This is a genomic window from Microbulbifer sp. Q7 (assembly GCF_001639145.1).
Lineage (GTDB): Bacteria > Pseudomonadota > Gammaproteobacteria > Pseudomonadales > Cellvibrionaceae > Microbulbifer.
This window is the reverse complement of sequence record NZ_LROY01000002.1, coordinates 1,085,823-1,109,287: the sequence shown is the minus strand read 5'-3', so window position 1 is coordinate 1,109,287 and position 23,465 is coordinate 1,085,823. Positions and strand designations below refer to the sequence as shown.

The 23,465-nt window shown below is 59.1% G+C and carries 18 protein-coding genes; 7 read left to right on the top strand and 11 right to left on the bottom strand.

Annotated features, from left to right (window positions below):
* Positions 1-57 precede the first annotated feature (57 nt).
* Entirely contained in the window at positions 58-2,289 is a 2,232-nt protein-coding gene (locus AU182_RS10270) for an acetyl-CoA hydrolase/transferase C-terminal domain-containing protein (RefSeq protein WP_066964519.1), read from the top strand.
* 13 nt (positions 2,290-2,302) lie between these two features.
* Here the strand turns inward: AU182_RS10270 and pta are convergent, their stop codons facing one another.
* From pta to AU182_RS10255, 3 genes are all read right to left on the bottom strand, one after another.
* A complete protein-coding gene (pta, locus tag AU182_RS10265; RefSeq protein ID WP_066964512.1) occupies positions 2,303-4,441 on the bottom strand; it encodes a phosphate acetyltransferase in 2,139 nt (712 codons plus the stop codon).
* Between the two features lie 3 nt (positions 4,442-4,444).
* Complete coding sequence (locus tag AU182_RS10260; RefSeq protein ID WP_066967903.1) at positions 4,445-5,680, bottom strand: acetate kinase; 1,236 nt, start codon at positions 5,678-5,680, stop codon at positions 4,445-4,447.
* 227 nt (positions 5,681-5,907) lie between these two features.
* Positions 5,908-7,506, bottom strand: a complete 1,599-nt coding sequence (locus tag AU182_RS10255) for an isocitrate lyase (protein ID WP_066964509.1) — start codon at positions 7,504-7,506, stop codon at positions 5,908-5,910.
* 207 nt (positions 7,507-7,713) lie between these two features.
* On the opposite strand from AU182_RS10255, the gene AU182_RS10250 reads away from it, so the two are divergent.
* The 5 genes from AU182_RS10250 to AU182_RS10230 all read left to right on the top strand — a co-directional run bounded on the left by AU182_RS10250 (position 7,714) and on the right by AU182_RS10230 (position 14,725).
* A complete protein-coding gene (locus tag AU182_RS10250; RefSeq protein ID WP_066964507.1) occupies positions 7,714-8,649 on the top strand; it encodes a LysR family transcriptional regulator in 936 nt (311 codons plus the stop codon).
* A 158-nt stretch (positions 8,650-8,807) separates the two neighbouring features.
* Positions 8,808-10,982 (top strand): malate synthase G, encoded by a 2,175-nt coding sequence (locus tag AU182_RS10245; protein ID WP_066964505.1) that lies wholly within the window; start codon positions 8,808-8,810, stop codon positions 10,980-10,982.
* A gap of 117 nt (positions 10,983-11,099) precedes the next feature.
* Entirely contained in the window at positions 11,100-11,420 is a 321-nt protein-coding gene (locus tag AU182_RS10240) for a heavy metal-binding domain-containing protein (RefSeq protein ID WP_066964503.1), read from the top strand.
* 36 nt (positions 11,421-11,456) lie between these two features.
* On the top strand, positions 11,457-12,389 hold the full coding sequence (locus tag AU182_RS10235; protein ID WP_066964500.1) for a formate dehydrogenase accessory sulfurtransferase FdhD: 933 nt from the start codon (positions 11,457-11,459) through the stop codon (positions 12,387-12,389).
* Positions 12,386-14,725, top strand: coding sequence for an FdhF/YdeP family oxidoreductase (locus tag AU182_RS10230; RefSeq protein ID WP_066964497.1), 2,340 nt, complete (start codon positions 12,386-12,388; stop codon positions 14,723-14,725). The genes AU182_RS10235 and AU182_RS10230 overlap by 4 nt, the downstream gene beginning before the upstream one ends.
* A 35-nt stretch (positions 14,726-14,760) precedes the next feature.
* On the opposite strand, the gene AU182_RS10225 is transcribed toward AU182_RS10230, so the two are convergent.
* From AU182_RS10225 to AU182_RS10195, 7 genes are all read right to left on the bottom strand, one after another.
* Complete coding sequence (locus AU182_RS10225) at positions 14,761-15,276, bottom strand: hypothetical protein (protein WP_153039205.1); 516 nt, start codon at positions 15,274-15,276, stop codon at positions 14,761-14,763.
* The gene (locus tag AU182_RS10220) at positions 15,254-15,715 is read right to left on the bottom strand and encodes a GNAT family N-acetyltransferase (protein WP_066964493.1); all 462 of its coding nucleotides are present in this window, start codon (positions 15,713-15,715) and stop codon (positions 15,254-15,256) included. Before AU182_RS10220 ends, AU182_RS10225 begins: the two co-directional genes overlap by 23 nt.
* 18 nt (positions 15,716-15,733) lie before the next feature.
* Positions 15,734-16,942 carry a cupin domain-containing protein gene (locus tag AU182_RS10215; protein ID WP_066964491.1) on the bottom strand — a complete coding sequence of 403 codons (1,209 nt, stop codon included), beginning with the start codon at positions 16,940-16,942 and terminating at the stop codon, positions 15,734-15,736.
* A 37-nt stretch (positions 16,943-16,979) separates the two neighbouring features.
* The gene (gene purB / locus AU182_RS10210; protein ID WP_066964489.1) at positions 16,980-18,353 is read right to left on the bottom strand and encodes an adenylosuccinate lyase; all 1,374 of its coding nucleotides are present in this window, start codon (positions 18,351-18,353) and stop codon (positions 16,980-16,982) included.
* Positions 18,354-18,421: 68 nt separating this feature from the next.
* Positions 18,422-19,057, bottom strand: a complete 636-nt coding sequence (hflD, locus tag AU182_RS10205; RefSeq protein ID WP_066964487.1) for a high frequency lysogenization protein HflD — start codon at positions 19,055-19,057, stop codon at positions 18,422-18,424.
* A complete protein-coding gene (gene mnmA / locus AU182_RS10200) occupies positions 19,054-20,271 on the bottom strand; it encodes a tRNA 2-thiouridine(34) synthase MnmA (protein WP_082859355.1) in 1,218 nt (405 codons plus the stop codon). The genes hflD and mnmA overlap by 4 nt, the downstream gene beginning before the upstream one ends.
* 272 nt (positions 20,272-20,543) lie before the next feature.
* On the bottom strand, positions 20,544-21,206 hold the full coding sequence (locus AU182_RS10195) for a pseudouridine synthase (protein ID WP_066964485.1): 663 nt from the start codon (positions 21,204-21,206) through the stop codon (positions 20,544-20,546).
* Between the two features lie 219 nt (positions 21,207-21,425).
* On the opposite strand from AU182_RS10195, the gene icd reads away from it, so the two are divergent.
* Positions 21,426-22,676, top strand: coding sequence for an NADP-dependent isocitrate dehydrogenase (gene icd, locus AU182_RS10190; RefSeq protein WP_066964484.1), 1,251 nt, complete (start codon positions 21,426-21,428; stop codon positions 22,674-22,676).
* A 266-nt stretch (positions 22,677-22,942) separates the two neighbouring features.
* On the opposite strand, the gene cspD is transcribed toward icd, so the two are convergent.
* Positions 22,943-23,245 (bottom strand): cold shock domain-containing protein CspD, encoded by a 303-nt coding sequence (gene cspD, locus AU182_RS16895; protein ID WP_066964483.1) that lies wholly within the window; start codon positions 23,243-23,245, stop codon positions 22,943-22,945.
* Positions 23,246-23,465 lie beyond the last annotated feature (220 nt).

The window sequence follows — 23,465 nt, the reverse complement described above, 5'->3', positions numbered from 1 at the left end:
GCGTTAACAGGGAAAACAGGTTCCCGGCGTTTTTTTGAAGCAGGTGGAGTAGGCGCGATGGCACAACCGGAAGTATTCGCCGCAGCGGAGCAGTGCGTGGATGCTGTTCTCGACAGGGTGGGTAAGCGAATCGTGCTCGGCCTGCCGCTGGGCATTGGCAAAGCCAATCAATTTGCTAATGCCCTGTACGCGCGCGCCGAGCAGGATGAGGCAATTTCCCTCACCATCTACACCGCGCTGACGCTGGAGCGCCCTTCCGGCGGCAGCGAGCTACAGCGTCGATTTGTACAGCCACTGCTGGACCGTCTGTACAGCGACTATCAAGACCTTGCCTACAACCAGGCGCGGCGCAAGGGCTTGCTGCCGAAGAATGTCGAGGTGTGTGAATTCTTCATGCAGCCCGGGAGCTTCCTGTCGAACCCGACCGCTCAGCAAAGCTACGTCAGTGCCAATTACACCCATGTTCCCAGAGACCTGCTGGATCGCGGGGTCAATGTGATTGCACAAATGGTGTCCCCGGCCGGGGACGACAGCGGGGACCTGAGTCTAAGTTCCAATCCAGATCTGACCCTGCCACTGCTGGCGCAGGCCAGAGAGCGGGATTACTCCCATATTGTCATGGTGGGGGAGGTCAATCCGCGTTTGCCTTTTGTGGGTGGCGATGCGCGCGTGCGCGACAGCCTGTTCGATTTTCTGCTGCGCGGCGAGTCCTGCGAGCGGGAAATTTTCCCGGCGCCTAACCCACCGGTGCGATTGACGGATTACGCCCTGGCTTTTCATATTGCTGGTGTGATCAAGGATGGCGGCACCCTGCAGATTGGTATTGGTGCGCTCGGTGATGCGATCTGCCACGTACTCAATTTGCGACAGGTGGAAAATGCAGATTACCGGGATATCTTGCAGTCACTGCACGAAGATCGGGATTGCGAATTAAGTGGGCTCCCGCTCGAACTGGATCGATTCGAAAAAGGTCTTTACGGCGCAAGTGAGATGGTGCCGGAAGGTTTTCTGCATCTGCGCCGCTCCGGGGTGATGACTCGCGAGGTGTTCGCGGATGCCACCCTGCAGAAGCTGTTGAATGAAAACGCGCGTGCGCCGTTGGTGACCGAGGAATTGTTACTGGCACTGCGTGACGCCGGGCGTATCCAGTGCCCCCTGACGGAAGCGGATACCGATTTCCTGCAGCGCGCCGGTATCGTCGACCCCAGTTACAGCTGGCGTGGCCACCGCTTTCTCGACAAGCACGGGGAGCTGGAAGAGTGCGATCTCCACAGTCGTGCCGGCCGTCAAAAGCTGCTCGGCAGCCAGGAGGGTCAGAAGCTGCCCGGCGGCACCTGGCTGCACGGTGGTTTTTATCTGGGTTCCAGCGCCATGTACGAAGCCCTGCGGCAGATGCCCGAGTCAGAAATGGCTGGCATCAACATGACGGCGATTGACTACATCAACGAGCTGCAGAAAGGCCGCGCGCTAAAAATCGCTCAGCGGCAACACGCCAGATTTGTTAACTCGGCCATGATGGTGACCCTCAATGGTGCCGTCGTTTCCGATGGCCTTGAAGACGCACAGGTGGTCAGTGGTGTAGGAGGGCAGTACAACTTTGTTGCCCAGGCACATGAGCTACCGGGCGCCCGCTCCGTCATTGCGCTGGCGAGCACCCGGCATACCGGTGGACGGGTGCGCAGTAACATCGTGTGGCAATACCCCCATTGCACCATCCCCCGTCACCTGCGGGACATGGTGGTTACCGAGTACGGGATTGCCGATCTGCGCGGCAAGACGGACCGGGATGTGATTGTGGCGATGCTGTGTATTGCAGACTCGCGTTTCCAGGCGGAGTTGCTGGACAAAGCCAAGTCGGCTGGCAAGGTGGAGTCCGATTACACAATCCCCGAGGCGTTTTGCAACAACACCCCCGAACGCGTTCACGCGGTATTCGCCCAGGGGCACCGCCGGCAGCTGTTACCCTACTATCCGTTAGGTACCGATCTCACTCGGGAGGAAGCACAGTTGGCGGTGGCGTTGAAGGCCGTCAAGGAGGAGGGGCGCAAAATCTGGGAGCTGTGGCCGATCCTGCGCAAGGGGTTGGTCGCGTGCAAGAGCAATGCGCCCGAATTTAGTGACGTGCACGCCTGCCTGGAACGTATGGGCTTCAGTAACAGTGATACGTTCGAGCACCGCCTTGAGGCGTATGTGGTCGCCGGCGCTCTGCTGCGGTTTGTGGATACGAATCGCCCCCTGGGCGAAGTGGCCGATGCCCGCGGTATTCGCTCAAACCTGCCCGAGGTATGACAACGCGTAACGCCTATTGCAGCTGACTCGCCTGAATTGCGGTTAACGCAATGGTGTAGATGATGTCGTCCACCAGCGCCCCCCGTGAAAGGTCGTTCACCGGTTTACGCATCCCCTGCAGCATCGGCCCGATACTGATCAGGTCTGCACTGCGTTGCACGGCTTTATAGGTGGTATTGCCGGTGTTCAGGTCGGGAAAAATAAACACCGTGGCACGCCCGGCAACCGGGCTGCCCGGGGCTTTCTTCTCGGCGACGTTTTCCATGATGGCCGCGTCGTATTGCAGTGGCCCGTCAATGATCAGGTCGGGACGTTTTTGCTGGGCAATTCGGGTGGCCTCTCGCACCTTCTCGACATCCGAGCCGGTTCCCGATCGGCCCGTGGAATAGCTGATCATGGCGACCCGCGGCTCGATTCCGAAGGCTGCGGCGGAATCCGCCGACTGAATGGCGATGTCGGCCAGCTCTTCAGCGTTGGGGTCCGGGTTGATGGCACAATCGCCGTACACCAGAACCTGGTCCGGCAACAGCATGAAAAACACCGAGGACACCAGGCTCGCACCAGGCGCCGTCTTGATCAGCTGCAGGGCAGGGCGAATGGTATTGGCGGTGGTGTGTACCGCCCCGGAGACCAGGCCATCCACTTCGTCTTCTGCGAGCATCATGGTGCCGAGCACCACATTGTCCTGTAACTGCTCTTTGGCGACGATTTCCGTAAGCCCCTTGTTTTTTCGCAGCTGAACCATCGGCTCCACGTATTTGTTACGCGCGGTTTTGGGGTCAATGATTTCCACCTTATCCCCGAGCGACAGGCCCTGTTGTTCGGCCACCCGATGAATTTCCTTTGGATCCCCAAGTAGCACCGGCCGCGCAATACCGCGCTCGGCGCAGGCGAGGGCGGCCTTCACGGTGCGGGGTTCGTCACCTTCCGGTAACACGATGCGCTTGTTGGCGCGGCGCGCGAGTTCGGTGAGGTGAAAGCGAAAGGCGGGTGGTGACAATCGTTTGGGCCGGTTGGATTCACTGCCGAGGGATTCGACCCAGTGGTTGTCCAGATGGCCGGCAATGAAGTCCTGCACTTTTTCGATGCGGTCCAAATCGTCGCTTGGCGTTTCCGTATTGAAAGTCTGCAACTGCAGTGCGGTCTGCCAGGTGTTGGTGTTGACGAGCACCACCGGCAAACCCGTTTCCATTGCCGGTGCACAGAGTTTGCGCACCATGGGTTCGATATTGAAATTCCCGGTCAACAGCAGGCAGCCGATCTTTACCCCATTCATCGCGGCGAGACAGGCGGCGACAATCACATCGGGGCGGTCCCCGGAGGTGACGAGCATGGCCCCTGGCTCGAAACGGTAGATCATATTGCTGAGGGAGCGGGAACAGAAGGTGACACTGTGCAGGCGCCGTGTATCCAGTTCTCCATAATTGATGATTTCCGCCTGGAAATGATCCGCCAGATCTTTCGCCCGGGGCGCGACGAGTTCGGCATTCCAGGGAATACAGCCGATGATCGGGAGGGGGCTTTTTCCAAAAAGAGAAAGAATTTCCAGGTTACCGCGCCGCACGCCGGGGCCTTCGAAGACTCCAGTAATATCGGCGCCGGGCGCATCGGGTACCTGCGAAGGTGCGCCGACCTTGTTGACGATACAGCCCACCACACGCCCGGAGCGCGCACCGCCAAAGGTGGCCATGGCCACTTCCAGGCGGTCCTTCAGCTGCTGGGTGGAATCCAGGTCCGGACACACCACCAGCACGATCTCCGCATCCAGCGTCTTGGCGATCTGCAGATTGAGCTGGCTGGCGAACTGGTTCTCTGCATTCGGCACAAGTCCTTCCACGATGGCAACATCCGCTTTACTCGCGACTTCCTGAAAGCGCGCAAGAATGTCCTCCAGCAAGTCTGGCAGGTCGCCGCGCCCGATCAGGGACTCGGCGTGCAGCATGGTGAAGGATTCCGGGACCTTCAGGCTGGCCGCGCGACGCAGGATCTCATTGCTACGATCGCGGTTTTTTTCATGCTTCACCGTTTCCGAGATCGGCTTGTAAAAACTGACACTCACCCCGTCGCGTTCCAGAGCGCGCAGGGTGCCGAGACTCACGGACGTAATGCCGACACCGGCGCTGATGGGCACAAGCATGATGGTGCGCGACATTGCTTACTCCCTGGTGCTGGGGTCGTGGTTCGGGGTAGTGGGCGGCACCAGTGCCGCCGCGTCCCGTGCGATGACCCATTCTTCATTGGTCGGTATCACCAGGGTCACAGCGGACTGGGCGCTGGAAATCGGGCCTTCGGCGCCGAAGCGCGTCGCCGTGTTTTTTGCGTCGTCCACTCCATAGCCAAGCCCCTGTAGCTGCCGCAGGACGTTTTCCCGCACCAGCGCGGAGTTTTCACCGATGCCGCCGGTAAATACCAGCGCATCCACTTGTGGCAATACGGCGTGATAGCTGCCGATGTACTTGGCCAGCCGGTAGCAAAATATGTTCAGGGCCAGGCGTGCACCCTCGTGCCCTTCAGCGGCCGCCTGCTCCAGGGCCCGGCAGTCGTTGCTGAGGCCTGAAATGCCCAGCAGGCCGCTTTTTTTGTTGAGCAGGTCGTTGATCTCCTTCAGGCCGTAATCCATGCGGCTGCCCAGATGCATTATCAGACCCGGGTCTACATCCCCACTGCGTGTGCCCATCACGAGGCCCTCCAGGGGCGTCAAACCCATGCTGGTATCCACGCTGCGCCCGTTGTGCACGGCGGTAATTGAAGCGCCGTTGCCCAGGTGTGCGGAGATGATATTGACCTCGTTGGCGGCAAGGTTCAGCAGTGACGCAGCCCGTTCGGTCACGAAGCGGTGACTGGTGCCATGCATCCCGTAGCGGCGAATACCGTGCTCCTGATACAGGGCATAGGGCAGCGCGTAGATATAGGCGTGTCGCGGCATGGACTGGTGGAACGCGGTATCAAATACCGCCACCTGCGGAAGGGTTGGAAAAGCGGCCCTGGCTGCTTCGATGCCAGCAAGATGGGCGGGGTTGTGCAGGGGCGCGAGGGCAATACATTCCTGGATAGACTGGATAACCGCGTCGTCTACCAGCACCGAGTGTGAAAACTTTTCTCCCCCGTGTACCACCCGGTGCCCGATGGCCACCAGTTGCTCGCGCAATACAGCTTCCCCACTGAGGATTTCCTCAACCAGAACACGGATGGCCTCGGTGTGACGGGCGGCTTTTGGCAGTGGTTTGGTATATCGCTCGCCATTTTGTCTCCAGCTGACCCGGGGTTCATCTTCGCCCAGGGCTTCCCCCAGACCACTCAAGGCCACGGTGCCATCGTGGGGATCCAACACCGCAAATTTTAGCGATGAGCTACCGCAATTCAGTACGAGGACTTGGCAGGTGGACGACATAGACAGGCCAATTTGTTGCAGGCTTGCCATAAGCCTAGTTCAAATCGGCGCCACTGCGGGAGGCCGTGCAATACCGGCGGGAAGGTCAGGGGGGAGCGTAGGGATGGGGCCGCGGAAGACTGAGTTGGTCTGCTCCCGGAAAGATTCGGGCCCGGAAATAAAAAAGGGCCGCATAATGCGGCCCAAGATGAGTGAAGCGATTTCTCAGGGACACTCGTTGAAAGGGATCAGCCAAACTGGTTCATGGTGTTGTCTTTACCGGCGGCTTTCAGAGCGGCTTCGCCAGCGAAGTACTCTTTATGGTCGTCGCCCATATCGGAGCCCGCCATGTTCTGGTGTTTCACGCAGGCGATACCCTGACGGATTTCCTTGCGCTGTACACCTTCCACGTAACCCAGCATGCCTTTCTCACCGAAGTACTCTTTGGCCAGGTTGTCGGTAGACAGTGCCGCAGTATGGTAGGTGGGCAGAGTGATGAGGTGGTGGAAGATACCGGCCTCGCGGGCAGCGTCTGCCTGGAAGGTACGGATCTTGTCGTCCGCCACCTTGGACAGCTCGGTGTCGTCGTACTCGGCGCTCATCAGGTTGTCGCGGTCGTAGGCGGATACGTCTTTGCCTTCTTCCTTCCAGGCATCGAATACCTGCTGGCGGAAGTTCAGGGTCCAGTTGAACGACGGGCTGTTGTTGTACACCAGCTTGGCGTCGGGTACCTGCTTGCGGATCTCGTCCATCATGGCACCGATCTGGCGAACATGAGGCTTCTCGGTTTCGATCCAGATCAGGTCTGCACCGTTTTGCAGGGAGGTCACGCTGTCCAGGATGCAGCGGGCTTCACCGGTGCCTTTCTTGAACTGGAACAGGTTGGACGCCAGGCGCTTCGGACGCAGCAGCTTGCCGTTGCGGTTGATGATGACGTCACCGTTGGCCAGGTCGCCCGGCGCCACTTCTTCGCAGTCGAGGAACGCGTTGTACTGGTCACCCAGGTCGCCGGGTTCTTTGGTCACAGCGATCTGCTTGGTCAGGCCAGCGCCAAGGGAGTCGGTACGGGCCACGATCACACCGTTGTCCACACCCAGCTCCAGGAAGGCGTAGCGTACGGCACGAATCTTCGCCAGGAAGTCTTCATGGGGCACCGTTACCTTGCCGTCCTGGTGGCCGCACTGCTTCTCATCGGAAACCTGGTTTTCGATCTGGATACAGCAGGCACCCGCTTCGATCATTTTCTTCGCCAGCAGGTAAGTGGCTTCTGCGTTACCGAAACCGGCATCGATGTCGGCGATGATCGGCACCACGTGGGTCACATGGTTGTCGATTTTGTTTTGTACGGCCTTGGCGGCCACTTCGTCACCGGCTTCGCGGGCTGCGTCCAGCTCGCGGAACAGGCCGCCCAGCTCACGGGCATCCGCCTGACGCAGGAAGGTGTACAGTTCCTCGATCAGTGCCGCAACCGATGTCTTTTCATGCATGGACTGGTCGGGCAGGGGACCGAACTCACTGCGCAGGGCGGCAACCATCCAGCCAGAAAGGTAGAGGTAGCGACGGTCGGTTTTGCCTTCGAAATGCTTCTTGATGGAAATCATCTTCTGCTGGCCGATAAACCCGTGCCAGCAACCCAGGGACTGGGTGTATTTTGAAGTGTCCTGATCGTAGGCCGCCATGTCCTTGCGCATGATATCGGCGGTGTACTTGGCGATATCCAGGCCGTTCTTGAATTTGTTCTGCAGACGCATGCGTGCCACAGATTCCGGGTTGATGGCATCCCAGGCGCTGCCGTTCTTGTCACAGAGCTTCGCTGCCGCTTCGATTTCTTTAGAGTAATTGGACATGGCTGTGTTTCCTCAATTTTCCTCGAATTTCTTCGGAAAGGTGACTGCGGTTAGGTTGTGCGTATCGTAGGAGTGCTGGCATAATTTGGCTAATTTATTGTCCTGATTTCCGCTATACAAACTGTGAATGTGGCTGCAAGCCCCGGAAATCATGACCTGCCATCCACCTGAAAACCGGCGCTACCGTGCCGGTTGAGAGTCTGACGCATGAATCTCGAAAGAGCCGATCTGAACCTGTTGGTGTATCTGGATGTACTCCTTCGCGAGCGCAACGTGACCCGCGCCGCCAACCAGCTGGGCCTGTCCCAGCCGGCCATGAGCAATGGCCTGAAACGCTTGCGCGAGCTGTTTGGCGACCCGTTACTGGTGCGCACCCGGGAGGGGATGATGCCCACCGAGCGTGCGCTGGAGCTGCAGCCGATGGTGCGCGAAGCCCTTGCCGCGATCGATCAGGTGATCCAGCCAAACCGGGACTTCGCACCATCGGATGCCCGCCGTACTTTCCGCATCATGGCCAGTGACTACGCAGAATCGACGCTGATTCCTCCGCTGCTGAAGCAATTGCGCGTCAGTGCCCCTGGTATCAGTCTAGACATCATGACGCCCAGTGATGTGAGCTTTGTGGATGTGGAGCAGGGCAAGGTGGACATGGTGATCAACCGGTTTGACTCCATGCCGCAGAGCTTTCACCAGGCGACCATCTGGAGTGACACCTTCTCCTGCGTCATGCGTGCGGATAACCCCATCCTGCAGGACTACAATCTGGACAGTTATCTGGCCGCGCAACATATCTGGGTCAGTAAAACCGGGATGGGCGTCGGTGTCGGGGTCAACCCGGAGGACGTGCAGCGCCTGGGCTGGGTGGATGAGGCCATCGGCCGTTTGGGGCAGAAGCGGGATATTTCCGTGTTTACCCGCCATTATCAGGTGGCCATGCTGCTTGCGGAACAGAGTGACCTGATTGTTACCGTGCCCACGCGCCTTGCGCAGCTGGCGACCAGCAACCCGCGTGTGGCACTGCGGGAGCCGCCGCTACGCATTCCACCACTGGAGCTGAAGATGGCCTGGAGTCCCCTGTTACAGCAGAGTGCTCCCCATCGGTGGATGCGCCGCCTGATTCTGGATGTGGGCCGCCAGCTCTGATTTCTCCCGGCCAATAATTCATCTTAAGAATAGTGAAGATATTGGCTATAAATTGGCGATATGGGATTACCGGTGTTTAGAATGCCGCAATTCTCCCAAGACAATTACCCGCTCCAAATAACAACAGCAGTACCCATCACAAGTACAAGAGGTCAGATATGACGGAAAGAGTCCGTATTGGCGGTCTGCAGGTCGCCACAGAACTCCAGGCATTGATTGCGCAGGAAGTCATCCCGGGTACCGGGGTGGACGTCGATGTGTTCTGGGCGGAATTTGAGAAAATCGTCAATGATCTGGCCCCGGTAAATCGCGCATTGCTGAAAAAGCGCGATGAGATCCAGGCCCGCATGGATCAGTGGTACAGCGAAAATCCCCAGGGTTATAAAAACCTGGATAGCTATAAAGCCTTCCTCCACGACATCGGTTATCTCGTGGACGAGCCTGCGGACTTCCAGGTGAAAACCGAGGGCGTCGATGCGGAAATTGCCACCATGGCAGGGCCACAGCTGGTAGTACCGGTGATGAATGCCCGCTATGCACTGAATGCCGCGAACGCGCGCTGGGGCAGCCTGTACGACGCGCTCTACGGTACCGATGTGATCAGCGAAGAAGGGGGCGCGGAGAAGACCGCCACCTACAACCCGGTGCGCGGCGAAAAGGTCATCGCCTACGGCCGCGAATTTCTCGACCAGGCCGCGCCACTCAACGGTGCCAGCCATACCGACGTGCGGGAATATCGCATCAATGGCTCCCTGTTCGAAGTCGTGCTGAAAAGTGGCAAGGTTGCAGCGCTCAAGAATAGTCGCCAGTTTGTTGGCTACCGCGGACCGCAGGAGGCGCCGGAGGCTCTGCTGCTGGCACACAACGGCCTGCATTTTGAAATCCAGATTGACCGCGAGAGCCCCATCGGCAAAACCGACAAGGCCGGTGTCAAGGATGTGCTGGTAGAGTCGGCCCTGACCACCATTATGGATTGTGAAGATTCGGTCGCCGCAGTCGATGCGGAGGACAAGGTGGTGGTTTACCGCAACTGGCTGGGCCTGATGAAAGGGGACCTGCAGGAGAAGGTCAAAAAGGGCGGCAAGGAAATTTTGCGCACCCTGAATCCGGATCGGGAATACGCCGGTGCCGAGGGCGGCGTGGTGACATTGCCGGGGCGCAGCCTGATGTTCGTGCGCAATGTGGGTCACCTGATGACCAACGATGCGGTGCTGGATAAAGACGGCAATGAGGTGCCGGAAGGTATCCTCGACGGCATGATCACCAGTCTGATCGCCATGCACGATCTCCGCGGTAACGGCAATCTGCGCAATTCACGCAGCGGCAGTGTGTATATCGTCAAGCCAAAAATGCATGGACCGGAAGAGGTCGCCTTTGCCAATACGCTGTTTGATCGCATTGAAGATGCGCTCGGTCTCGCGCGCAATACCGTGAAGATGGGAATCATGGATGAAGAGCGCCGCACCACCGTCAACCTCAAGGCCTGTATCGCGGCCGCGCAGGATCGGGTGGTATTCATCAATACCGGCTTCCTTGATCGCACCGGCGACGAAATTCACACCTCCATGCTGGCCGGCCCGATGATCCGCAAGGGCGACATGAAACAGTCCAAGTGGATTGCGGCCTATGAAGACTGGAACGTGGACACTGGCCTGGCCACGGGCCTGCAAGGTCGTGCACAGATCGGCAAGGGTATGTGGCCAATACCGGATCAGATGGCGGCCATGATGCAGGCCAAGATTGCTCATCCCCTGGCCGGGGCCAATACCGCCTGGGTGCCTTCACCCACGGCGGCGACGCTGCACGCGCTGCATTACCACGAGGTAGATGTTGCCGCTGTGCAGGATGAGCTTGCCGCGCGTAAGCCTGCGAACCTCGACGATATCCTCACCGTGCCCGTAGCGGAAAACCCCCAGTGGAGTGCGGAGGAAATCCAGCGGGAGCTGGATAACAATGCCCAGGGTATTCTCGGCTATGTGGTGCGCTGGGTGGATCAGGGGGTCGGCTGCTCCAAGGTTCCGGATATCAATGATGTGGGATTGATGGAAGACCGCGCGACCCTGCGGATTTCCTCGCAGCATATTGCCAATTGGCTGAAGCAGGACATCTGTACCCGCGCACAGGTGGAGGAAACCATGCAGCGTATGGCGGCGGTGGTTGACCGCCAGAATGCGGGCGACCCGGCCTACTGCGACATGGCGCCGAATTTTGACCAGAGTATCGCTTTCCAGGCGGCGTGCGAGTTGGTATTCGAGGGCTGCGAACAGCCCAATGGCTATACCGAACCGGTGTTGCACCGCCGTCGCCGCGAGTTCAAGGCTCGCCAGCGCTGAGCCTGAGTTGGCTGTAAAAAAATGAACAAGCCCCGCCGCGCGCGGGGCTTTTTATTTGTGTAAGCTGGACAATGTTTGCTTTGATTGCGTTTTTTATCCCAACAAAAGGAAGTGATGATGCTTAAAACAACAACCCCTACCGTAGAAGGTCGGCCAATTCAGGAATATCTTGGTGTTGTGGTCGGTGAGGCGATCCTTGGCGCAAATATCTTCAAGGACATTTTCGGTTCCATCACCGACATCATCGGCGGCCGCTCCGGTTCCTACGAGCGGGAAATGGGCAAGGCGCGCAAGATCGCTATTGCCGAAATTGAAGCCCAGACCCGCGCCCTGGGTGGCAATGCGATTGTCGGCATTGACCTCGACTATGAAGTGGTCGGTGAGAAGGGCGGCATGATGATGGTCAGCGTCAGTGGCACCGCGGTCAGACTTGGCTGAAGCCATGGGTTGCCGGCTTTTTCGAGCGCGCCTGCAATGAGCGCGCGGCATCCACGGCCACCCGCTGAGGTCGCCTACCTGACGCTCTCTGGTAGCGAAGAGGCGCCACTGTTGTCCGCGGCCTGCGACGCTCCCCAGCACCAGGTTTGCCACCAATTGCTCGCACAGGAAGTGGCTGTGGCGTTCTGCTACAACGGAATCAGTCACGCGGTAATGATGGCAAGCCCCGACGGCCTGGAAGACTTCGCCTACGGCTTCAGTTTTTGCGCTGGCGTGATCGAGCATCGCGATCAGATTCTGGATCTGGAATTGACGCGGGATGCGTATCCGGATCCAGGCCTTACCCACGATCCAGAGGGTCGCGAAGACGCCATTCAACTCAATATAACCCTCAGCCAGCGCGCGGCCAGTGCGTTGCGCGCGTCGCGTCGGTCTTTGGCCGGCAGCAGCGGTTGCGGGGTGTGTGGTAGCGAAGCGCTGGCGCAGGTGCTTGCCCCGCCCACAGGGCAGACTGGCGACCGTTTCGCCCCGTTACCACCGACCGCCTTTATCAGCAATGTGCGGCAACGCTTCCGGCTGGTTCAGCAATCTCGCCATGCCAGTGGCGCCATGCACAGTGCTATCTATGTGGATGCCGACGGCACAACCCGGCTGTGTCGTGAGGATATTGGTCGTCACAATGCCCTGGATAAATTGATTGGTGCCTGCCTGCGCGAGGGTCTGGATTTGACCGTGGGCTTTGTGGCGCTGACCAGCCGCTGCAGTCACGAGCTGATTCAGAAAGCGCTGCGTGCGCGTATCGGCACGCTGGTGAGCCTCGCCTCGCCCTCGGATATGGCGGTGCGCTGGGCGCGTCGCCATTGTCTTAACCTGGTGCACCTGCCGGTGCAGGGGGCAGCGCGCCTGTACAGCGGGCTCCGGGTCGGAGATCCGCGCTGTGAGCACCGAGAACACGAGGGAAGTTCATGAAAACGCCTGTAGACCGCTTTCGTTTCCGTCCCTACCAGCGGCCTGCGGCGGGGTGGGGCGCACTGCGCAGTGTTGCACACGCCTGGCTCGACAGCCGCCAGCCGTTCAAAAACCTGTGTGCGATGTTGCAGACCAATCAGCACGGCGGGTTTGACTGTCCCGGTTGTGCCTGGGGTGAGGCGCCGCAAGAAGGCCGTATTAGATTTTGTGAAAACGGCGCCAAGGCGGTGAACTGGGAGGCCTCGGGAAGAGGCGTGGATCGCGCGTTTTTTGCCCGTCATACACTTGATGACCTGACTACCCATGACGATTACTGGCTCGAGTATCAGGGGCGCACGGTCGAGCCCATGTTTTTTGACGGTACCAGCGACCATTATCAGCCCATATCCTGGGATGAGGCCTTTGCCCTGATCGCCCGGCACCTGAAATCGCTGGATTCCCCGGATCAGGCCGCGTTTTATACTTCCGGGCGGGCCAGTAATGAGGCGGCCTTCCTGTACCAGCTTTTTGCGCGCGCGTTCGGCACCAACAACCTGCCGGACTGCTCGAATATGTGCCACGAGGCCAGTGGCGTCGCCCTCAAGCAAAGTATCGGTACCGGCAAAGGCACCGTTACTTACGAGGACTTCGCCAAAGCGGAAGCCATTTTTGTCATTGGTCAGAATCCGGGCACCAATCACCCGAGAATGCTCGAGCCGTTGAGTGAGGCGGTTGCCCGAGGGGCGCAGGTGGTAGTGCTGAACCCTCTGCGGGAGCGAGGCCTCGAGCGTTTTCAGGCGCCGCAGGATCCGGTGCAGATGTTGACCGGCGGTGAATCTCCCATGAACACGGCCTATTTGCGGCCGGCTCTGGGCGGTGACATGGCCGCTATACGTGGGATCGCCAAGTTTCTGCTGCGCTGGCAGGCGGAGGCTGAAGACCGCGGAAGAGGAGACGATGGCCCCCTTGATCGGGCATTCATCGCCGAGCATTGCGCGGGCTTCAACGATTATCGCGCAACGGTCGATGCCACCACCTGGGCGGAGATCAGCGCGTTCAGCGGTCTGGGAAAAGACGAGCTGGAGCGGGCCGCGCATATTTTCTGCCGCAGTAACGCGACCATTATTTGCTGGGCCATGGGGATCACCCAGCATCGTCATTCAGTGGCAACCATTCAGGAGATCACCAACCTGCAACTCATGCGCGGCCAGATCGGCCGACCGGGGGCAGGGCTGTGTCCGGTGCGCGGGCACAGTAATGTGCAGGGCGACCGCACTATGGGGATCGATGACAGCCCATCACCGCAGCTACTCGATGCCCTCGAGGCCCGCTTTGGTTTTTCGTTGCCTCGAAAGCCGGGCTATAACGTGGTGCAAACCATAGAAGCCATGGCGGCTGGCAACATCAAGGTGTTTATCGGCCTCGGCGGTAACTTCGCACAGGCGACTCCGGACACCAAGCGTACCCACAGGGCGTTACGTAACTGTGAGCTGACGGTTCAGATCAGCACCAAACTGAACCGCAGCCACTTGGCCACGGGTAAGAGCGCCCTGATTCTGCCCTGCCTCGGCCGCTCCGACATGGATGTACAATCGGCGGGGCCACAGGCCGTTACTGTGGAGGACTCCTTCAGCATGGTTCATGCCTCCTATGGACAGCTGAAGCCACTGTCACGGGAGATGCGCTCGGAACCTGCCGTTGTTGCAGGCATTGCCCAGGCGACACTGGGCGATACCCCTGTACCCTGGTGCACGCTCACAGAGGATTACCGCCGGATCCGGACACTCATCGGGGATGTGATCCCCGGCTTTGAAAACTTCGAACAAAAATTGCAGCAGCCGGGCGGGTTCTATTTACAGAATCCGGCGGCACAGCGCCGATGGCATACCGATAACGGCAAGGCCAATTTCATCAGTCACAGCCTGCCAGCGCCGTTGCCCCCGGAGGTACTGGAAAAAATTGGCAGGAAGGGTGCACGCAAAGCCGATCTCGTGCTGCAGACGCTGCGGTCTCACGATCAGTACAACACGACGGTGTACGGGCTGGACGACCGCTACCGTGGTGTGAAAGGCGGGCGGCAGGTGCTATTTGCCCACCTGGAAGATATTCACCGGCTGGGTTTTGCCGACCGCGATCGAGTGGATATTGTTTCCCTGTGGAGCGACGAGGTCGAGCGCCGAGTGGTGGGCTTTACCCTGATCGCGTTTGATATACCGAAAGGGCAGGCCGCGGCTTACTACCCCGAAGCCAATCCGTTGGTACCCTTGGAGAGCTACGGGGTCGGGAGTTTTACACCGACGTCAAAATATATCGCCATCCGCCTGGAGCCAAGCTCGGCACTGCAACGAATCGTGTAACAGAAGATTGCTGGTAGGCAAACGCCGTGAACCCGCTAAAGCACGAATTGCCTTAATTCAGGGTCCGGGCGCGCGTGCAGCCAGGCTTGTGCAAATACTTCCTGAAGCTGCCGTACCCGCACCGGGTTGTCGGAATGGTAGTGGCCCTGCCATTTGTCGTGATCGGCACGCAGCAATGCCTGCGTGGTGTCGCCCAGTGCGAATTCCCAGTCGGAGGGCTCGGTGGAGGGCTGAATTTTCTTGAGTGCAATCCGGCTACCCAGCCGTTGCAGCACCGGCAGCAGCGGGTGGGGGCGACGCAATACTGGTTCGCTGTCGGTAATCAGTATCTGCACACGCGCATAACGGCTGCTCCGCGCGAAATCCGAGAGTTTCTGCACGATTGCGGGCTCACCGTAGAGGGCGTGCGGGAGATGTTGAGAGTAGATGTGCAGGTGGCGGCGGGTGCTGTCGATCAACTGCACCAGCGCATCGCGAAAGCTGTCGATATCCGCAAGTGGGGTGCCCGTGGCGCCCGGCACGGGTCGCTTACCGCTCGCAGTCGTCGGCATTTTCACTGGGCTCTTTGTCGCTCAGGGTCAGGTCCATCCGCACATGGGGAATACCCGCTTCCATAAACTCGTCGCCAGACTTGGCGAACCCCGCTTTTTCATAAAAGGGGACGGCTTGTACCTGGGCGTTAAGGTAGACGTTCTTCTGGCCGGAGACACGCGCGAATTTACAGATTCGTTGCAGCAGTTCCAGGCCGGCTCCCAGTCCTCGCGCCTCTTTCAGAATGGCCATGCGCCCGATCTTTCCGCCACCGGTGAGGCGACCGGTACCGATAGGCTTGTTGTCATGGTAGATGAGGAAGTGCTGGGCACTTTCTTCAAATTCATCCCACTCCAGCTCGGGTGGAACCTGTTGCTCTTCAACGAATACCTTCTGACGGACGCTGCGAATGGCATCCCGGTCACTCTGCCAGTCGGCAAGACGTACAAACAGACTCATGAACCGCGCTCCTACCTATTATTCGTCCTGATCGTCTTCCTGATCGTAATCAGTCAGGGCCTCAGGGTAAATGAGGCTGCCCTGGGATACCAGCAGGTCGAGTAATCCACCGGACGCGGCGAGCTCCGGGTAGGCGTCGATGTCGTGTTGATCCAGGGTTCGGCTTTGACAAAAACCTTCGGCAAACAGCAGTGGCGCGGGGAAGGATTCGCCATCGACGAACAGGCTGGCCGGTTCCCTGGCGAAAGCGCAGCGGGAACCCGGATTCAAAATCAGGCTGCCGCCGGCGGCCAGTTGCTCACGCCAGTCGTCGGCGCTGCCCGCGTCCAGTGCCACCGTATCGGGATATTTTGCCTCGGTCATGATGGCCCCGAACCACTGGGCGATGTTCTGCGGCTGCTGTAGCCAGTCGGCCAGATGCCGCTGCACCCGGGCGACGGTAGCGGCATCAATCTCAGAAGGGTTTGCCGGCAGCGCAAGGTCAGGATCGGTGTAGCGATAGTGGTCCGGCAGGCCCGCGGCCAGTTCCGCCGCCAGGTCTTCCAGCATGGTGCTGGCCGACGGTGCACGGAACCCGATCGAAATCGTGGTACAGCCGCCTTCGGCAATGCCCCAGTGGCTGTATTGCGGGGGCAGGTACAGCATGTCGCCCGGCTCTAGCAGCCAGCTGGCCTGTGCTTCAAATTCCTTCAGGATATTGAGCGGGGTACCCTCAACACGCGGATTGCTGGCATCCGCCTTGGCCCCCAGGTGCCAGCGACGCTTGCCCTCTGCCTGCAGCAGAAATACATCGTAAAAATCGTAGTGGGGTCCGACGCTGCCCTGATCAGCGGCGTAGCTGATCATGATGTCGTCGAGCCGCCAGTCAGGGAGAAAGCGGAAGCGCTCCTTGAGAGCGGCCACCTCGGGGATCCACTGATCCACTGCCTGCACCAGCAAGGTCCAGTGGCTGTTTGGTAGCGAGAAGAAGTCTTCCTCGGTAAAGGGGCCCGTGCGCAATTGCCAGGGGCCTTCGATACCATTTTCTTCGATCAGGCGGGATTCAATCTGCTCTTCCAACGCCATGCCAGCGAGCTCTTCGCCGGTAATGGGTGTTTCAAACTCTGGAAACGCGTTGCGAATCAGCAACGGCTTTTTCTGCCAGTAGTCCCGCAAGAAGGTTTCCACCGGGATATCGCCGAGGTGGGTCAAAGGTTCAACCGTGTGGTGTTGGCCCGGCTCGGTCATGGCGAATTCTCCCGGTGTATTGTGTAGTGGGACGCGCTCAGATTTTATTGGCTTGCGCGACGGCGTTGCCAATGTAGCTGGCGGGCGTCATCTCGCGCAGGGATTGCTTCGCTTCTTCCGGCATATCGAGGCCATCGATAAACACCGCGAGGGTTTCCTTGGTGATTCCCTGGCCACGGGTCAATGCCTTGAGCTTTTCGTAGGGCTCTTCGATGTTGTAGCGACGCATGACGGTCTGGATCGGTTCTGCGAGCACTTCCCAGGCGTTGTTCAGGTCTTCCTCCAGGCGCGCCCGGTTGATTTCCAGCTTGCCGAGGCCTTTCTGGGTGGCAGCATAAGCAATGACGGAGTAACCGGCGCCAACGCCCATATTGCGCAACACGGTGGAGTCGGTGAGGTCGCGCTGCCAGCGCGAAACAGGCAGTTTGGCTGCCAGGTGCTGGAATACCGCGTTGGCGATGCCGAGATTGCCTTCGGAATTTTCGAAATCGATCGGGTTCACCTTGTGCGGCATGGTGGAGGAGCCCACTTCGCCGGCCACCACTTTTTGCTTGAAGTAGCCGAGGGAGATATAACCCCAGATATCGCGGTCGAAGTCGATCAGGATGGTGTTGAAGCGCGCGATCGCGTCGAACAGTTCGGCGATGTAATCGTGCGGCTCGATCTGCGTGGTGTAGGGATTCCAGGTCAGGCCCAGGGAAGTGACAAAGTCTTCGGCGTTCTTTTCCCAGTCCACACCCGGATAGGCGGACAGGTGTGCATTGTAATTACCCACCGCACCATTGATTTTTCCGAGCAGTTCCACATCGTGAATCTGCTTCACCTGACGGCGCAGGCGCGCCACCACATTGGCCAGTTCCTTACCTACGGTGGTTGGGCTGGCGGTCTGGCCGTGGGTGCGGGACAGCATCGGTACGTCGGCAAACTCTTTTGCCAGGGTGGCGATTTCATTGACGATCTGGTTCATCGCTGGCAGCAGCACCTGATCGCGCCCCGCGCGCAGCATCAGCGCATGGGAAAGATTGTTGATGTCTTCGGAGGTGCAGGCAAAGTGAATGAATTCACTGACCGCGGCCAGCTGCTCGTTGCCTTGCACTTTTTCCTTGAGGAAGTACTCCACCGCTTTTACGTCGTGGTTTGTGGTGCGCTCGATTTCCTTGATGCGCTCGGCATCTTGCACTGAAAACTGGGCAACAATATCGTCGAGGACCTGGTTGCTGTCTCCGGTGAATGGCTTTACTTCGGCGATTTTTTCATGGCGCGCCAGCTGCTGCAGCCAGCGTACTTCCACTTCCACGCGGGCGCGAATCAGGCCGTATTCACTGAAAATATCCCGCAGGCTTGCGGTTTTGCTTTCGTAGCGTCCATCAATGGGGGAAACCGCAGTCAGTGCGGATAGCTCGACGGTCATTGTATCTCTCCGAGGGTTAAATTCGGCCGCGATACCCGACGGGCGTGCGGCAGAAAATTAGAAATCAGTCAGTGTTCCAGTGATTCGTACTTGGATATCAAAGCATCCAAGGCCGCAATCAGTTTCTTGCGGTGAAACAGCAGGTGCAGTCGGCGCCCGCCCAGTTGCCGCCAAAGCATGGCGGAGCGGACGCCCGCGAACAGCATGCTGCGAATCTGGTTGGCGATGCGCTGCTGCTGCAGATAATTGAAGTCGCCAAGTACCTGTATGCGGAAGCGGAAGGTACTCAGGGTATCGCTGTAGATGCTCGCCAGATTGGCGTACACATTTTCGTGGCCGACACCGAAGTGATCGGTTTGCAGTTGCGCTTTTTCCAGGCGGTTACCGATGATCGACAGCAGATCCGGCTTCTTCGCCAGTTGGCGCTGGAGGTAAAGAATGGAGAGCACATAGCGCAGACAGTCGGTGTATTCCGGGTGGTTGCGGGTGGCAATCAGTTGGCGCGCGGCGCGCAGGCCGGGCAGCAGTTTCTCCACGCCGCCGAACACGTCTTCAGTGGTCTCCGGGTTTTGCTGGAACAGACTGTAGACCGCAGTCTCCAGCTGTTCCGCTGGAGCGGTGCCGGTCTTGGCCAGTCTTTCCACCAGAATCGCGGCCTGAAAAACCCCGGCGAGTGCCAGGGCCTGATCTCGCCAATTGCTCAAGAGTGACTCCCTTTGGCGCTGTGCTTGTTGGCGCTGTGCTTGAGATAGTTATCCGGGTCGACTTCGCCCACACCGGTGGCCGCGTCAATGACTGCACCGCCCAGGCATACATCGCCCTGATAGATCACGACGGACTGTCCGGGGGTAACCGCGCGCTGTGGCTCGGCGAAGGCGATGGTCAGCTCTCCGCCGTCGCCAACGGTGATTTCACAGGCCTGATCCGCCTGGCGATAGCGCGTCTTGGCTGCCGCGCGGAAGTGCGTCGCCGGCGGGGCACCATTGATCCAGTGCGCCTGGGTGGCTGTTAAACCGGTGGAGTAGAGCAGGGGGTGGTGCTTGCCCTGGGCCACAAGTAATACGTTACGCGCCAGGTCCTTGCCCACCACATACCAGGGCTGGTCGCCGGCACCTTTTACACCGCCGATACCGAGTCCCTGACGCTGGCCGATGGTGTGGTACATGAGGCCGCTGTGCTGCCCCATCACTTCTCCGTCGGGCGTTTGCATGTCGCCTGGTTGCGCGGGCAAATACTGCTCAAGAAAGTCCTTGAAACGTCGCTCGCCAATAAAGCAGATGCCGGTACTGTCTTTCTTGCCGGAGGTAATAAACCCGTTTTCTTCGGCGATGCGGCGTACCTCGGGTTTCTCCAGCTCGCCCAGCGGAAATAGTGAGCGGGCAAATTCCGCTTCGCCGACGGCGTGCAGGAAATAGCTTTGGTCCTTGTTGCCGTCGAGGCCTTTCAGCAGGTACGTGCGGCGGTCTTTGTCACAGCGCCGCGCATAGTGGCCGGTGGCGATGGCGTCGGCACCCAGCATTTCCGCGTACTCGAGGAACACTTTGAACTTGATTTCGCGGTTGCACAGAATATCGGGGTTCGGGGTGCGGCCAGCCTTGTACTCGGCAAGGAAGTATTCGAACACATTATCCCAGTATTCCGCGGCAAAATTGGCGGTGTGGAGCTTGATGCCCAAACGCTGGCACACGGACTCCGCGTCCGCGAGGTCCTGTTTCGCGGTGCAATACTCGGTGCCATCGTCTTCGTCCCAGTTCTTCATGAACAGGCCTTCGACCTGATACCCCTGCTGAATTAACAGGTGGGCTGCGACCGAGGAGTCGACGCCGCCAGACATGCCGACAATGACACGGGTGGGCGCGGCCGCAGAGCGACTGGCATCGTTGGGCGTTGGGGACACAGGCAAATCCGAAGCTGACATGAAATACCGGTTGTAGAGTGAGGGGCGTCCGCAGGTTTTCAACCCCTGGTCGCGCCGCAGTTCCGCCCGGGGGCGGGAAAATGGGGGCGCATTTTACCCGCGATTCGTGTTGCTGACCAATTCCCCGGGTTTTTACCCGGGATTTCGATCGCATTCGGTCGCTGGCGGATTTCGCCGCCAGCCTGACTTTCAGACTAGCTGTGTTGTGCCGAGCTTTCCTCCCCGTGAACCCCGGCGGGTCTTGCGCGGGCCGAAAGTTTGGGGGCGGCAAGTCAGCGCCTTGGTCCTCGAGGGGGTGTCTTGCGCGCTCGCCTGGCGCCCGCCGCGGACTTTCTGTCTGGGTGATGGCCGCGGGCACTACGTGGCTTTTGTTTTGCGGGCGTACTTCGCGGCAGGAACACCTCCTCGGAGCGGTGCTCCCCGGGCGCAATACCATCGAGCGTCCAGTTACCGATGGCTCGGCGCACAAGGCGGAGGGTTGGGTGGCCCACGGCGGCGGTCATGCGCCTTACCTGCCGGTTGCGGCCCTCGGTGATGGTGAGCTCGATCCAGCTGGTAGGGATCGACTTCCGCTCCCGGATGGGGGGTACTCGCGGCCAAAGCTCGGGCGCTTCGAGGCTGCGGGCACGGGCCGGGGCGGTGCGGCCATCTTTCAGTTCCACCCCCTGCCGCAGCCGAGATAGCGCTTCTTCTGAGACTTCCCCCTCGACTTGTGCCCAGTACACCTTGGGGAGTTTGTTGGCGGGGTGGGCAATCTGGTGTTGCAGCTGCCCGTCATCGGTCAGCAGAAGCAGCCCCTCCGAGTCGAAATCCAGGCGGCCAGCCGCGTAGATTCCCGGCTTCCTGATGTAATCCGCAAGGGTGGGGCGCCCCTCCTGATCAGTAAACTGGCAGAGAACGCCGTAGGGTTTGTTGAACAAGATCAATTGGCTCATGGGAACGGCTGCCGCAAAGTCCTCGTGCTTTAGTTGTAATCAAACTACAAAATTGGGCGGATGCTGATATAATCCCGCCGATTTTTAGCCGCCCCCCTGGTTACGAAGGCGTAAACAACGGGTGGCAACCATGACCGGCAGTGGAGTTTTCGGCGCATTATGCCGGTTTTCCAACCATAAAGCCGGACGTTTAGTCAAAGAGTTACGGGAGTCAACTTAATGGGTCATATCCAAGTGCCGGCCAACGGCGAAAAAGTCACAGTCAACGCAGATGGTTCTCTGAACGTACCGAACACCCCGATCATTCCGTTCATCGAAGGTGACGGCATCGGCGTGGATATCACCCCGGTAATGCGCAAAGTCATCGACGCTGCTGTGAACAACGCGTACGGCGGCGAGAAGGCGATTGCCTGGATGGAAATCTTCTGTGGCGAGAAAGCGGCTGAGACCTACAGCGGCGACTGGTTCCCGGCAGAGACCCTGGAAGCGATCAAAGAATACGTTGTAAGCATCAAAGGCCCGCTGACCACCCCGGTTGGCGGTGGTTTCCGCTCCCTGAACGTTGCCCTGCGTCAGGAGCTGGATCTGTACGTATGTCAGCGTCCGGTGCGCTGGTTCAGCGGTGTACCTTCCCCGGTAAAAGAGCCGAACAAGGTAGACATGGTGATCTTCCGCGAGAACTCTGAAGATATCTATGCAGGTATCGAGTGGAAAGCGGGCACCGACGAAGCCAAAAAGGTCGTCAAATTCCTGCAGGAAGAAATGGGCGTTAAGAAAATCCGCTTCCCGCAAGAAGTCGGTATCGGTGTTAAGCCGGTTTCCGAAGAGGGCACCAAGCGCCTGGTGCGCAAAGCACTGCAGTACACCATCGATCAGGACCGCGACTCCCTGACTCTGGTGCACAAAGGCAACATCATGAAGTTCACAGAAGGCGCCTTCGCTGACTGGGGCTACGAGCTGGCCCGCGAAGAATTCGGCGCGCAGCCTATTGATGGCGGCCCCTGGTGCAGCTTCAAGAACCCGAACACCGGCAAGGAAATCGTGGTCAAGGACGTGATCGCCGACGCGATGCTGCAGCAGATCCTGCTGCGTCCGGCGGAATACGATGTAATCGCCACCCTGAACCTGAACGGTGACTATCTGTCCGACGCACTGGCGGCACAGGTGGGTGGTATTGGTATCGCACCGGGCGCCAACCTGTCTGACGACGTTGCCCTGTTCGAAGCTACCCACGGCACCGCCCCGAAATACGCGGGTCAGGACAAGGTCAACCCGGGCTCCCTGATTCTGTCCGCAGAAATGATGCTGCGTCACCTGGGCTGGAACGAAGCGGCCGAGCTGGTGGTGAAGGGTATGGAAGGCGCGATCGAAGCCAAAACCGTCACCTACGACTTCGAGCGTCTGATGGACGGCGCTCAGCTGAAGTCCTGTTCCGAGTTCGGCGAAGAAGTCATCAAGCACATGGCTTGATCGCTTAATCCCAAGCGAAGAACCTAAAAAGCCCCGCATCCGTGAGGATGCGGGGCTTTTTTATTTCCTGTTTTATTCCTGATCGGCGTCAGGGAGCGTTACTCAGGTGGTACGCTCGTTCCAGCCGCAGCGCGGCCGGGTGTGGGTAGGGCAGGGCTGGTCACTGCGCAAAAGCACAGCGTCATCGCGCCCTTGATATGGCCCTGTGGGCTTGCGGGTGGCTCTAGCGCCCGCCAGATCCGATCACCCCGGCTGGGGTGCGCGCGTCAATCGAGCGCTTCTGCGGTCTCTTTTTCCCGCACGGGTGCGGCGGCTTCCTGGGCGGCGGCTGTGGGTGCCTTTACGCTGTCCGCGACATTGTCTGCGGAGGGAACGCTGATATTGGCGGCGTGGTAGCCCTTGTCGCCCTGAATAATGTCGAAATTGACCTGCTGGCCGGCTTTCAGGGTTCGGTAACCCTCCATCTGAATCGCCGAGTAATGTGCAAACAGGTCTTCTCCACCCTCATCTGCAAGAATGAATCCATATCCCTTGGCATTATTGAACCACTTAACGGTACCGGTAGGCATGGCGAAATCCCTCTAAATTGCCGGGGCGACTGCTGGCCGCCTAGAACTGTCGTAGTTATTGTTATCGCGCTTCATGCGCTTGGACTTTCGTACAACATCATATGCACGATCTTTTTAGCAAGTGCCTTTTCACCGCTTGGCGCGGTTAATACCTCTTGTAGCCAAGACGCTCGCCCTTGTCAAGGGAGTAGGCTTCGAGCGACTGTGTCGGTTGCCGTTT